The organism is Bacillus sp. SH5-2, from assembly GCF_008368905.1.
Taxonomy (GTDB): domain Bacteria; phylum Bacillota; class Bacilli; order Bacillales; family Bacillaceae_G; genus Bacillus_A; species Bacillus_A luti.
Genome location: NZ_QOSD01000015.1, coordinates 59,361 through 72,160, shown reverse-complemented (window position 1 = coordinate 72,160; position 12,800 = coordinate 59,361). Strand labels below are relative to the sequence as shown.

Genomic DNA, 12,800 nt, shown 5'->3' with positions numbered 1-12,800 from the left:
ATTTTAAGAAGTATAATGAATGAAAAATATAGGGAGAGAGGGTTATGAAAATGAAGGATAACAAAGAGTTTATTGGATATGTTGGAACATATACGAAAGAAAATAGTGAGGGAATATATAAGTTTACTTTAGACACAGAAGCAAAAAAAATTAGTAATGTAACACTTGCGGCTAAGCTGGATAACCCTACATATGTAACGATTAACCGAAATAATGAATATCTCTATTCCGTTGTTAAGGAAGGCGAATCTGGCGGTGTAGCTGCTTATTCCATTGATAGTCATACTGGAGAACTAAAAGCGAAAAATAGACAAGTAGTAGAAGGTGCTTCTCCTTGTCATATTAGTGTTGATAGTGGAAAGCACACAGTAGTTACAGCGAATTACCATAAAGGAACGATTGAGTCTTTTGAAGTAAATGAAGAAAATGGAACGGTAAGTCCTGCTTTATCTATTATGACACATGAAGGTACAGGTCTGAATAAAGAAAGACAAGAAAAACCACATGCACATTACGCAGGGTACACTCCTGATGAAAAATATGTAGTTGGCGTTGATTTAGGGATTGATAAATTAATTACGTATGAAATAAAAGATAGTGCATTAAAAGAAGTGAATAGCTTGTCTGTGAAACCAGGGAGTGGTCCAAGACATATTACTTTTCATCCGAATGGAAAGTACGCTTATGTGATGACTGAGCTGAGTTCAGAGGTTATTGTGTTAACATATAATGCAGAAGAAGGGTCCTTTACAGAATTACAGTATATTTCTACTGTTCCTGCCGCGTTTGATGAAAATAATCAAGGAAGTGCGATTCATATTTCTTCTGACGGCCGGTTTGTATATGCAGGTAATCGTGGTCATAATAGTATCGCTGTTTTCAGCGTGGATCAAAACTCAGGTGAGCTTACATTTGTGGAACACACATCTACAGAAGGAGATTGGCCAAGAGACTTTGTATTAGATCCTACTGAAAAGTTCCTTGTTGCTACAAATGAAAAGTCACATAATCTTGTGCTATTTTCAAGGAGTGAATCTACAGGGAAGTTAACACTTTTACAATCTGATGTTGCTGTGCCAGAGCCGGTTTGTGTGAAGTTTTTAAACGTTTAAGTTGTGTTCGATATATTTGAAAAATCGTTGATATAATTTCATATGTTTAAAAAAGCAAAGCGATATCGCTTTGCTTTTTATTGTTTCTTTTTCGGTCTACGTACTAACTCGCCGCCGCAGTTTGGGCAAACGTTGTGTCTTTCTTCTGTACATGGTGCGCAAAATGTACATTCATATACGCAAATGTATGCTTCAGCATCTTGCCCCAGTGATTGATCGCAAATTTGACAGTTTGTTTTCATTTGTAGTGCCATAGTAATTCTCCTTTTAGTTAGAAAATTTATAATTTAATTATAATTCATTAAATAGAAATAGTCCTTTTCAATTGAAAGGAAATCGAATGATAAAGTTATGAATTGAAATGAAAGGTGCTCGTTTATTTTTAAATTGATTATTTCATGCAGTTAGAATATTATGAAATAGTCAAAAGACAACAGGGGGTATACATTTTGACTAATCATAACGATCATTTAAAAGCAAACTGTGAAAAATGCTTTGGTCTATGTTGCGTGGCGTTACCGTTCGCGGCATCGGTAGATTTTGCGGTGAATAAAGATGGTGGAAAGCCGTGTTCTAATTTACAGTCAGATTATAAATGTAGTATACATAAAAACCTTAGAGGAAAAGGGTATAAAGGTTGTACAGTATTTGAATGTTTTGGCGCTGGGCAGAAGATTTCTCAAGTTACATTTAACGGGATTGATTGGCGGAAAGATGCTGAGCATGCGAGAAAAATGTATGATGCTTTTCCGGTTATGCATCAGCTACATGAAATGCTTTGGTATTTGAATGAGGCTATTCTATTGAAGGCGACACAATCGATTCATAAGGAATTAAGTAAAGCGATTGAAGAGACGGAGCACCTTTCGAATTTAAATGCGGACGAGTTAATGAAAGTAAATATTCCATTACACCGTGCAGAAGTAAATATTTTACTTTTAGAAACGAGTGAGTTAGTTTGGAAGGAAATGAATGCTGCGCGTAAGAAACGAATCATTCACCGCGGAGCAGACCTTATGGGGGCAAATTTGAAAAAGAAAAATTTGCAAGGGGCGAATTTAAGAGGAGCTTACTTAATTGCGGCTAATTTAAACGGTGCAGATTTAAGAGGAGCAGATCTCATCGGAGCAGATTTGCGAGATGCAGATATTCGCGGGGCCGATTTTACAAATAGTATTTTTCTGACGCAAGTTCAAGTTAATGCGGCGAGAGGGGACAAACATACGAAATTGCCGAAATTATTGTCCCGTCCATCGCATTGGAGTGCGTAAAGAGTGTATAAAAACAGGCAGAGATTAAGAATCTCTGCCTGTTTTTCATTTCTTTTCAAAAGTAGTAATGAAAACACTACATATAATGAGAATACCACCAATGAAAAAGTTGCTGCTTAATGTTTCATTTAAGAGCAACCAACCAAGCAACGATCCGACGATAGGTTGGAAAAAGAAAAATAAGGAACCGATGCTTGCATCCATTAATTCTAATCCTTTATTCCAAAGGAAAAATGCACCTGCCGTTGAGACGATTCCTAAATAAAGTATGCCTAATAATACATACATGTTCATATGTTCAATAGGGCTTGATTGAAATTCCCATACCATAAAAGGTGTAATAAAAAAGAGTGAAAAGAATATTGCGTACGTTGTAATAACTAAAGATGAGAAGCGGGTCGAAGCAATCTTCACATAAATGGATAGTAAAGCCCATGTGATAGCGGCTCCAACTAAAATAATCGTACCGATAAAATAGGAGCCAATTTCAATATCCCATCCAATTACGATAATGACACTGATTGTTGCTATTATAGTAGATAACAGTCTACGAGCGGTTAGTTTTTCTTTTAAAATGATCGCTGCAAATATAACCATAAAGGCAGGGGTAGCTGATGTTACTAGCGATCCTGTATGAGCGTCGGATAATTTTGTACCGATAAATTGACAAGTGATCGAAATGAAATATCCGATAAATCCAATCCATGCGAATAATAGCCAATCTTTTTTACGAATGGTTACGTTCTTCTTTTGCTTTTTCTCAGCTATTTTTAAAATCATATATAAAACAACAAAAGCAATGATAAAGCGTAGCCAAACGAGTGTCAGTGGTGGGATAAAGTCGAGTACATATTTACTAACAACGTACATACCGCCCCATATACTAGCTGCTAGTGATAAACAGATAGCTCCTAAAATTGTTTGTTTCATTTAAATTACCTCCGTCTATTTTTAGGGTCATAATACATTCCCTAAGACGAGGCATAGCGCACTTGTTATATGAATGCCCGTCTTAGATTATAGACGGCCTACAGGTTGATCGTTTTCGAATGAAGTGTTGTAGTACATTTATATATCCCCCTTTCGATGTTTATAATGATATTATAACTTAATTTTCAGTTTATTGCGGGGTATTGTATGAATCTGTCTTTGAAAAATGGAATAGTATGTTCTAAAAGTAAGAAGGATTGAGAAGAACAGATGATTTCATGAATATATTTCGTGAATTTGGCATGTTATAAATTCTATAATCTAATTATTTAGTTGAAAATATATTTTATAAGTTTAAGAGAATATGTGGAAATTTGTATAAAATGTGAATAATAAACCGTCACGTTTGACTGTACAGTTTATGTATTGTATGATGTTAGTAATATAAACAAGGGGGGAAGATCGTTGGGAAGGTGTATCGAATCGGACAGTTGGCTCTCATGGCTCACGTGTCGAAACGAACGATTGATTATTATACGAATCTAGGTATCTTAAAAGCGGAGCGATCTCAATCTAATTATCGCTATTACGACGAAACAGCATTTGAGACATTACAATTTATTGAGAAGTGCAAAGAAATGCATATGCCGCTTTGTGAGATTAAAGAGAAAATCGAGGAGAAGAAAAAGCTGCTCGGTATCAATGAACACGTTTCGAAACAAGTGAATGAAGTGACAGACCATATTCATCGATTAGAAGCAGAGTTAACGGAGTTAAAGCCGCTTTTAGATGGGTTGACTGATTCACAACGTGAAAAAATATCGAAATCTTTATCTGGTCAAACGACAGCTTTAATACAGACACTTGCTCTATTATTGTAGAATAAGTGTAATCCGACCTCTTTAATTTTTGTATCGGGCTATGTTTTCTAAGAAACAAATAAGAAAACATTATAGTATACAGGAGGTGGACACCTTAGTTTTTTTAACTAAGGGGATTCATTGGAAATATTTAATTTAGTCATGGTTGCGATTTTAATCGCATTTACTGGATTTTTCGTAGCAGCTGAGTTTGCTATTGTAAAGGTACGTTCAAGTCGTATCGATCAGCTTGTTGCGGAAGGAAAACGCGGTGCTTTAGCAGCGAAAAAGGTAACAACAAATTTAGATGAATATTTATCTGCTTGTCAATTAGGTATTACAGTTACAGCTATGGGATTAGGTTGGTTAGGTGAACCGACAATCGAAAAGTTATTACACCCGTTATTTGAGAAATGGAACTTAAATCCTTCTGTTTCATCAGTATTAACATTTGGTCTTGCTTTTATGTTAATGACGTATTTACACGTTGTAGTAGGGGAATTAGCTCCGAAAACGATGGCAATTCAAAAAGCTGAAAAAGTAACATTATTATTGGCAGGTCCATTAATGATGTTCTATAAAGTAATGTATCCATTTATTTGGGTATTGAACGGTTCAGCGCGTGTTGTAACTGGCTTATTCGGTTTAAAACCAGCTTCAGAACATGAAGTAGCTCATACAGAGGAAGAATTACGCCTCATCCTTTCAGATAGCTATGAAAGTGGCGAAATTAATCAGGCTGAATACAAGTATGTAAATAACATTTTTGAATTTGATAATCGTATTGCAAAAGAGATTATGGTGCCGCGAACAGAAATCGTTGGTTTCTACCTGGAAGATTCAGTAGAAGAACACATGAAAGTAATCCAAAATGAGCGATACACACGTTATCCGATTTTTGGAGAAGATAAAGATGATATTATCGGTATGGTCAACGTAAAAGATTTCTTTATTCGATATATGACCGAGGATCAAAAAGATTTATCATCAATTCGCTCGTATATGCGTCCGATTATTGAAGTGATGGAAACAACTCCAATTCACGATTTATTACTTCAAATGCAGAAGAAGCGAATTCCGATGGCTGTTTTATATGATGAGTACGGAGGAACAGCTGGAATTGTAACGCTTGAGGACATCTTGGAGGAAATCGTCGGCGAAATTCGTGACGAATATGATGAAGATGAAGCACCACCAATTCAACATGTGAACGAGCAACATATCATTGTTGATGGGAAAGTGCTTATCTCAGAAGTGAAAGATTTATTTGGATTACACATTGAAGAAGATGATGTGGATACAATCGGTGGATGGATTATGATGCAAAATCATGAAATCGAAGAAGGACAACACGTTGAGGCGGAAGGTTATGAATTTAAAGTGTTAGAAAAAGATGCTTACCAAATTAAACGTGTTGAAATTCGTAAGATGGAGCAGGAACAAGAAGAAGAGAAAGCAGCAACTGTGTAAGTTGCTGCTTTTCTTCTAAAGTATAAAAAATGAGAAATTAGGAGCGGATATTTTGATTCAAGTAGCCTTACGTGTATATCGATTACAATTGTATGTAATCTTTAGTGGTTTACTACTTATGTGGACGATTACTCCGTTTGGAAAACAAGTAACAGGGTTTGGGATCGGATTAGCTGTAAGTGCGTACTGCCTTTGGTTATTAGCTCGTAGAGTGGAGAAACTAGGCAGAAGTATTGTGCTGAAAGAAAAGGCTCCTGGATTAGGAGTTTTAAATCGATTTGCAGCTGCTATATTAGGAGCTATCATTATGTATGAAATTGAGCATGAAATGGAAATGTGGGCATTTGGTACAGGTATTTTAGGTGGTCACTTTTTAATGATTGCGAATTTAGCTTATGCAAATATGCAGTTAGTGAAAGAAGAAGAGAAGAAAAGGGAACATGCTTCGAAAAACATAGAGCTATGATGAAGGGACCTAATGGGTTCCTTTTTTAGTTTAGTGATATGATATAAGTAAACAAATTAACGACAAATATAATACGCTTCTTTTTTCCGTTTTTCAATAGTATGAAAAATAATGTAAAAAAATTTAAAAACCCATCGATTTCTAAAGCTTAAGTATGTTATCATGACAAAAGACTTTTTGAAAGAGGTGGATACCAATGTTACAAGCGCTACTTATTTTTGTGCTTCAAATTATTTACGTTCCCATTTTAACAATTCGTACGATTTTGCTTGTAAAGAATCAAACAAGATCCGCTGCTGGCGTAGGATTGTTAGAAGGAGCAATTTATATTGTCAGTTTAGGTATTGTGTTTCAAGATTTATCAAATTGGATGAACATCGTTGCCTATGTCATCGGCTTTAGTGCGGGACTGTTATTAGGCGGTTATATAGAGAATAAATTAGCAATTGGTTATATTACGTATCAAGTTAGTTTACTAGACCGTTGTAATGAATTAGTAGATGAATTACGTCACTCTGGATTTGGCGTTACTGTATTTGAAGGCGAAGGTATTAATTCTATACGTTATCGCTTAGATATCGTTGCAAAACGTTCTAGAGAAAAAGAACTGTTAGAAATTATTAATGAAATTGCACCGAAAGCGTTTATGTCTTCGTATGAAATTCGTTCATTTAAAGGTGGATATTTAACGAAGGCAATGAAGAAAAGAGCGTTAATGAAAAAGAAAGATCATCATGCATCGTAAAGAAAAGGGAGTAGTGCAGTTCTAAAAGTATGGCATAATCCCATATGTAAAAGAGAGGAATCCATTTTGAAGTGGATTCCTCTCTTTTTTATGAAAAGTGCTTAACAGTTAATTAAAAAACTAAACCGTATAAATGAAGTTATACGGGAATCTATCGAAGCGAAAACAGCAGAAATAAAAGATGTCGAGAATGAAGAAGTAGAAGATAACTGGACAGAAAACGATAAGAAAGAGTTAATTGAGGAATATAGAGAAGAGAATAATTGTTATAAAAAAATGATAGAACGTATCAAATCTGGATATGTTCCAGGGTTAGAATTTGAAACCGATTATATAGGAGCTTGCTATTTATTTGGTTGTAAAAGACATAATCATCTTGAATATGAAAAATAAAAAGATTCGACTGTCAAATATGATGGTCGAATCTTTTTCATTATAGGTCGCTTGTATTACATAGGTATACATCCATCCTCTTTAGAGGACCCTTTTTTAATATTTAAAATATGTAGTGAAATAAAACCAATAAGTCCAATTCCGCCGAAAATAAGCCATGGTGTATACATTCCGTTTAAGTTGGATGTAAACCATGTACCAGTATAATTACCAATGATAAAACCAAATGCGAGTGATAGTTGATAAAATCCGAAGAAAGTGGCTGTATATGATTCATTACTGTAATTTGCAATAGCGATATCAGCGTTAGGTAATACGAGTGTTTCACCGATTGTAAAGAAAATTACACAAATAAAGAGCCAATATGGGTGTTGAAATAAAGGAATGAGTAAAAAGGAAATACTCATTAATAAAATGCCGTATTTAATAAATGAAAGTGTGTTGTATTTGTGAAAGAGTTTTCGGAATAACACCATAAATATGACGCCTGTTATTGCATTTATCGTAATGACTAATGTAGCAAGCTGATTGCTATTACTAATATTTTTCATATGAAGTGGAAGTGCGACAGTAAGCTGAGTAAACATAATATAAAAGAAAATCATGATAAATGAAAACAGAAGAAAAGACTTGTTTTGTAAGATGGCCTGTATTCCTAATGTAATTGACGTGTTTTCAGTAGTGACTTGGAAGTGAGTTTTAAGTAAGTAAAAGATAAAAGCGAATAACAGCATAAGAGATCCTGTTAGAGAGAAAGCATAGATTGGATCGAGTAAGAGTAAAAAACCTCCTGCAATTGGTCCGATTATTGCACCGCAATTAAAGCTAAGGTTTAAATATGTAAATAAATTTTTTCTCAAATGAGCTGGCTGTGAGCCAAATATAGCGCGAGCGGCAGGTTCGTAAAATGCAGTTCCGAAGCCAATAAGTGCAGAAGAAATAGAAATTGTATAGAAATCAGAGCATATTCCTAAAGCGATAAATCCGATTCCTCTCAAAAATAACCCGGTTATCATCATAATGATATAGCCTATTTTGTCAGCAATTAATCCTGAGAATAAAGGGATAACTCGTGATGTAATTATCATAACCGTCAACACTGTTCCTACTTGAAAAGCTGAAAAATGGAGAAAGGTTAATAGATAAATAGCTAAAAATGCGTATACTGCAAAATATCCAAAAGACATAAAAAATGAAGAAATAAGCATGAAACGTATCGGTGTTGAGAAACTTTTCATAGAACTCCTCCTAATATTGTAACCAGTAAAAATATTTGATGGTTAACTGTTTTATATTATAATTATACATAAAGTCAGAAAAAAGTAAATTTTAAGAAGGTGGATGAAATTGAATCAGAACGCACCAAATGAACTAGAATATATTCGCGAATTTTTAAATACATGGAGAATACCAAATGATACGAGAGAAGCAATTGATTTGCTGCAAACAGAAGATAATATAAAGCAATTTATGAATAAATATTTTCATGAAGAGTTTCCATTTCATACGATAGAGGAATTAAGAGGTTTTCGAGAAGATATTCGGATGACAATTGAAGGCGAAGGATCATTGCAAAAATGGTTAGAAAAATACCCATTTCATGTACATATAAAGGAAGATATGAAAGGTATTACACATGAACCAGTATACGAAGAGAATGTGTATACAAAATTTTTAAGCATTGTGTTAATGTCAATTCAAGAAAATTTGTGGGGAAGGTTAAAAGCATGTCCAGATTGTCGCTGGGTATTTTATGACCATTCGCGCAATGGAAGTAAAAGATGGTGCGGTATGTATGCTGGAGAAGGAGGAGGAAGAGCGTGCGGAACAATCGCGAAAGTGAAAAATTACCGGGCGAAGAGAAAGGGGAGATCGGGTTATGATGTGTAATTTATAGTAGGATAAAAAATTTGGATGGGGGAATGTAGCATATGAAAGGTACACAAATGTTAGCTTTAAATAAAAAGTGTTTGGATACAGTTGCACCTTATTTCTTTCAAGTGGATTGTTTACCGAAATATGGTCCGTATACGGCGTCTGAAGATGAAATTCATTTGTTCGATTCAATTAGAAATAAAAAGGTTCTTGATATTGGATGTGGGAGTGGACATTCGTTGCAATATATGGCGGAACATGGAGCAGAGGAATTATGGGGGCTTGATCTTTCAAGTGAACAAATTAAAACGGCGAATGAAACGTTAAAGAGTTGGAATACAAAGTTAATATGTGGAGCAATGGAAGAAGAAGGGGATATTCCGAAAGATTATTTTGATATTGTATACTCCATTTATGCATTAGGTTGGACTTCGGATTTAAGAAAAACGTTGGAATTGATGTATTCGTATGTAAAGCCAGGAGGAAGCTTTATTTTTAGCTGGGAGCATCCAGTGTACTCGAATTTACAGTATGGTACAGAAGAAATTACTATAAAATCTTCTTATCATGAGGAAACGCCTATTACGTTTGAAACATTTAAAGGAGAAAATGTACAAGCGACATTATATAAGAGAAAAATAAGTACATACATAAATGAGTTAAATAGAGCGGGATTTACAATTGAGAGAATAGAAGAGCCTGAACCATCGAGCTCGTTTGATGAAGAACTAGGTGAGCCGTCTACGAAATATTATTCTTTATATAAAGCTAGAATGGTGCCAACTACTTTTATTGTGAAGGCAAGAAAATGAAAAATACAGCGTACATTTTTTTCAGTGTACGCTGTATTTTGTTAAAGGTTAGTGCTTATCTTTTCGGCTGAAAAATATGTTGAAAGAAGTATTTGTGATGTAAGTTATCTACAATTTTATTTGCTTGATATGTGCGGTGTTGCTCGAGTCGAAGTCTTTGCTCCATCATTTTAATTGCGTGATCAGATAAACGTAACATTATACATGTCTCCTTTTCTATAAATATAGGTGTCTATTTGGTATCGATTCCATATTTATAATTAAGGAGGCACACTGTGTAACATAGGCAAAAAGCACCTTCCTCTCCCATTACGCTTACGAGGTTAGCTGTCGGACTCGGGAAGTGAGAGTTCCCTACTTAAAAAAGATTCGCCCCAAGTAGCATAGCTACAAAAGTGGTTCCCCCGCTCCAAATTTTGGATTCAGCAAAAGGTTTTATAAGGTAAAAAATAACATAAATAAATGAACAAGTCAAATTATTTTATGTTTTCTGTCTTTTTAATTGCGTAAGAATTATGCCGTCAGGAAGTATTATATCTGATACTGTAATGAATCCGTGTTTTTTATATAATGTAATAGCAGGGGTATTTGCTTTACCTGTTTGTACAATGTATGTCATGGAAGAAGGGAACATGTTAAAAATATAAAGTAGCAGTTTCGTTGCGATTCCTTTTTGAAAAAAATCGGGCGATACAACGAGTCGGTGAATATCAATTAGATTTTCTTCTTGTATAAAAGAAATAAATCCAACAAGCTTATTTTCAAAAAAATATCCATAGAATGTTTCACCGCAATTTTGAATATCGTTTACAGTATCATATAAACGGGGGATTGCGGTACTGTTTATATAATTTGCTTCAATTGTATAAGCTGGTATTTGAACTTGTAAAATAGATGTTGCTACTTCATAAGAATGGGAAAGTAATTTATGAATCATAAAATATGACTCCTCCTTTAAAGTAATTATATCGATATAATTGATTGTTGGATAAGTTTGACAATGTTTTTCTGTTTTGCATATAATATATGTATCTCCATACGTAAAATAGTAGTAGGTATATTTCTATAGTGAAATATAGTTAGTATTGATAAATACATATTTTCGTATTGAATCATACAACTATAATAGAAATGGAGGACTAAAAATGGGATGGATTATCACATTAATAGTTGGTGCTATTATAGGTGCAATTGCCAGTTCTATAACGGGTAAAAATTTTCCAGGTGGTATGTTCGGAAATATTATTACAGGTTTATTAGGTGCTTCGCTAGGTGGTAGACTATTTGGATCTTTTGGGCCATCATTTGGTGGGATTCATGTTGTGCCAGCATTATTAGGAGCAATCGTGTTAATTCTTATTGTATCATTTGTAGTGAAAGCTGCAAGGAAATAAAGATATAGATTAAGATGAAAAGCCCTGAATAAGGGCTTTTCATCTTTCGAAGAGGTGGTTTCATTGGAAAAAATAAATATAAGAAAAAGAGATAAGCTGAAAAAGTTTTTTAGAGAACACAATTATTTAGCAGTGCTACTTGGGTTTGCACTATTGTTCATTAATATTTTATTATTAACAAAAATATCATTTGTTTTTACACCGTTTATCGTCTTTTTAAAAACAATTTTCTTCCCGGTATTATTAGCGGGCGTACTATTTTATATTTTGCATCCATTCGTTTCACTTCTTGAAAAGAAAGGTGTTTCAAGAATCGTATCGATAGCCTCGATATACTTAATAGTAATTGGATTATTTGTGTTTTTAGTTTTAACGGTTATTCCAATTATTAAAGATCAAATTGATGCATTAATAGATAACTTACCGTATTTCGGTCATGAAATTGAACGAGCAGCACGTAGATTTGGGGAAAGTAATTTACTAGGAAAAATTCAGGAGAATTTAAATATTGATGTAGCGAGTATGGTAAAAGACTACACAGTAGACTTTACGAAGTCATTATCATCAGTGACTGGGAATGTAACTGGATTTTTAAGCACTGTTACAGAAGTCGTTTTAACGTTTGTAATGGTTCCGTTTATATTGTTCTATCTTTTAAAAGATGGTGAGCAATTACCGAATCACTTTTTAAAGTTTATTTCAGAGCAAAGACAACCAGCTGCGAAGAACATATTAGATGATATGCATTATGCGATTAGTTCATATATTAGAGGGCAAATTATCGTTAGCTTGTTTATCGGTATAATGCTATTAATTGGTTATCTTATTATAGGAATTAAATACGCTGTATTACTTGCTATTTTAGCGATGATTGTAAATATCGTTCCGTACGTAGGACCAGTTATTGCGATTACACCAGCCTTAATTATCGCATTTATTGACTCGCCAGCAATGGTTTTAAAAGTAATTATCGTTATGATGGTTGTACAATTAGCAGAGGGTAAGTTTATTTCTCCGCAAGTCATGGGGAAAAAATTAGACATTCATCCGATTACAATCATATTTATCATTTTAACTGCTGGAAACTTATTTGGGATTATGGGAATTATTTTAGCAATTCCAGGGTATGCGATATTGAAAGTGTTAGTTACGCATGGTTATAGGTTTGTTAAGCTGAATACGTAGAAAAAAGAGCTAAAACAGATTATACTGTTTTAGCTCTTTTTATCCTTTTCGGCAAGAAGACTCCTTCTGATTTGTGTTACGGGTGAAACCCAACAATTCAGGTGGAGATGAATTGCCGTCAGCAGGTAGACGAAACAATTTTGTTTCTTTTGTCTTACGATATAATCTGCCCTATATAAGGAGGGAATAGATTGTAAGACAACGAAATTGAATAATGATCATCATTCGGCTACTTGAGCCAAAAAGAATTACGATGAAGAACATGTTCGCATTTTGTTCCATTTCGT

General features: G+C 34.3%; 15 protein-coding genes, 1 pseudogene and 1 riboswitch. Of the genes and pseudogenes, 11 read left to right on the top strand and 5 right to left on the bottom strand.

Translation table 11 applies throughout. From position 1 onward, the window contains the following. The first annotated feature begins 44 nt into the window (after positions 1-44). Positions 45-1,112, top strand: coding sequence for a lactonase family protein (locus DN410_RS12040; RefSeq protein ID WP_472926184.1), 1,068 nt, complete (start codon positions 45-47; stop codon positions 1,110-1,112). A 77-nt stretch (positions 1,113-1,189) separates the two neighbouring features. On the opposite strand, the gene DN410_RS12035 is transcribed toward DN410_RS12040, so the two are convergent. Next, positions 1,190-1,366, bottom strand: coding sequence for a DUF1272 domain-containing protein (locus tag DN410_RS12035; RefSeq protein ID WP_149176682.1), 177 nt, complete (start codon positions 1,364-1,366; stop codon positions 1,190-1,192). A gap of 195 nt (positions 1,367-1,561) precedes the next feature. On the opposite strand from DN410_RS12035, the gene DN410_RS12030 reads away from it, so the two are divergent. Next, a complete protein-coding gene (locus DN410_RS12030; protein ID WP_149176681.1) occupies positions 1,562-2,383 on the top strand; it encodes a pentapeptide repeat-containing protein in 822 nt (273 codons plus the stop codon). Positions 2,384-2,428: 45 nt separating this feature from the next. Here the strand turns inward: DN410_RS12030 and DN410_RS12025 are convergent, their stop codons facing one another. Next, on the bottom strand, positions 2,429-3,313 hold the full coding sequence (locus DN410_RS12025; protein ID WP_149176680.1) for a DMT family transporter: 885 nt from the start codon (positions 3,311-3,313) through the stop codon (positions 2,429-2,431). A gap of 473 nt (positions 3,314-3,786) precedes the next feature. Here DN410_RS12025 and DN410_RS12020 point away from each other — a divergent pair, with 473 nt between their 5' ends. The 5 genes and pseudogenes from DN410_RS12020 to DN410_RS12000 all read left to right on the top strand — a co-directional run. Then, entirely contained in the window at positions 3,787-4,194 is a 408-nt protein-coding gene (locus tag DN410_RS12020) for a MerR family transcriptional regulator (RefSeq protein WP_000285637.1), read from the top strand. A gap of 120 nt (positions 4,195-4,314) precedes the next feature. Then, positions 4,315-5,643 carry a hemolysin family protein gene (locus DN410_RS12015; RefSeq protein ID WP_149176679.1) on the top strand — a complete coding sequence of 443 codons (1,329 nt, stop codon included), beginning with the start codon at positions 4,315-4,317 and terminating at the stop codon, positions 5,641-5,643. 52 nt (positions 5,644-5,695) lie between these two features. Then, the gene (locus DN410_RS12010) at positions 5,696-6,109 is read left to right on the top strand and encodes an ATP synthase subunit I (protein ID WP_149176678.1); all 414 of its coding nucleotides are present in this window, start codon (positions 5,696-5,698) and stop codon (positions 6,107-6,109) included. 196 nt (positions 6,110-6,305) lie between these two features. After that, positions 6,306-6,854, top strand: a complete 549-nt coding sequence (locus tag DN410_RS12005; protein ID WP_000938439.1) for a DUF2179 domain-containing protein — start codon at positions 6,306-6,308, stop codon at positions 6,852-6,854. Between the two features lie 126 nt (positions 6,855-6,980). Continuing rightward, positions 6,981-7,247 (top strand): annotated as a pseudogene (locus DN410_RS12000) (hypothetical protein); the annotation flags it as partial. 56 nt (positions 7,248-7,303) lie between these two features. Here the strand turns inward: DN410_RS12000 and DN410_RS11995 are convergent. Further along, positions 7,304-8,485: an MDR family MFS transporter gene (locus tag DN410_RS11995; RefSeq protein WP_149176677.1), complete on the bottom strand. Its 1,182-nt coding sequence runs from the start codon at positions 8,483-8,485 to the stop codon at positions 7,304-7,306. A gap of 109 nt (positions 8,486-8,594) precedes the next feature. On the opposite strand from DN410_RS11995, the gene DN410_RS11990 reads away from it, so the two are divergent. After that, a complete protein-coding gene (locus DN410_RS11990; protein ID WP_149176676.1) occupies positions 8,595-9,137 on the top strand; it encodes a CGNR zinc finger domain-containing protein in 543 nt (180 codons plus the stop codon). Between the two features lie 41 nt (positions 9,138-9,178). Further along, a complete protein-coding gene (locus DN410_RS11985; protein WP_149176675.1) occupies positions 9,179-9,934 on the top strand; it encodes a class I SAM-dependent methyltransferase in 756 nt (251 codons plus the stop codon). A gap of 55 nt (positions 9,935-9,989) precedes the next feature. On the opposite strand, the gene DN410_RS27960 is transcribed toward DN410_RS11985, so the two are convergent. Beyond that, entirely contained in the window at positions 9,990-10,133 is a 144-nt protein-coding gene (locus tag DN410_RS27960; RefSeq protein WP_000945244.1) for a hypothetical protein, read from the bottom strand. Positions 10,134-10,230: 97 nt separating this feature from the next. Next, positions 10,231-10,372: riboswitch (cyclic di-AMP (ydaO/yuaA leader) on the bottom strand. Between the two features lie 43 nt (positions 10,373-10,415). Continuing rightward, entirely contained in the window at positions 10,416-10,871 is a 456-nt protein-coding gene (locus DN410_RS11980) for a GNAT family N-acetyltransferase (RefSeq protein ID WP_149176674.1), read from the bottom strand. 208 nt (positions 10,872-11,079) lie between these two features. On the opposite strand from DN410_RS11980, the gene DN410_RS11975 reads away from it, so the two are divergent. Beyond that, on the top strand, positions 11,080-11,328 hold the full coding sequence (locus tag DN410_RS11975) for a GlsB/YeaQ/YmgE family stress response membrane protein (protein WP_149176673.1): 249 nt from the start codon (positions 11,080-11,082) through the stop codon (positions 11,326-11,328). Positions 11,329-11,391: 63 nt separating this feature from the next. After that, the gene (locus tag DN410_RS11970; RefSeq protein ID WP_149176672.1) at positions 11,392-12,513 is read left to right on the top strand and encodes an AI-2E family transporter; all 1,122 of its coding nucleotides are present in this window, start codon (positions 11,392-11,394) and stop codon (positions 12,511-12,513) included. Positions 12,514-12,800 lie beyond the last annotated feature (287 nt).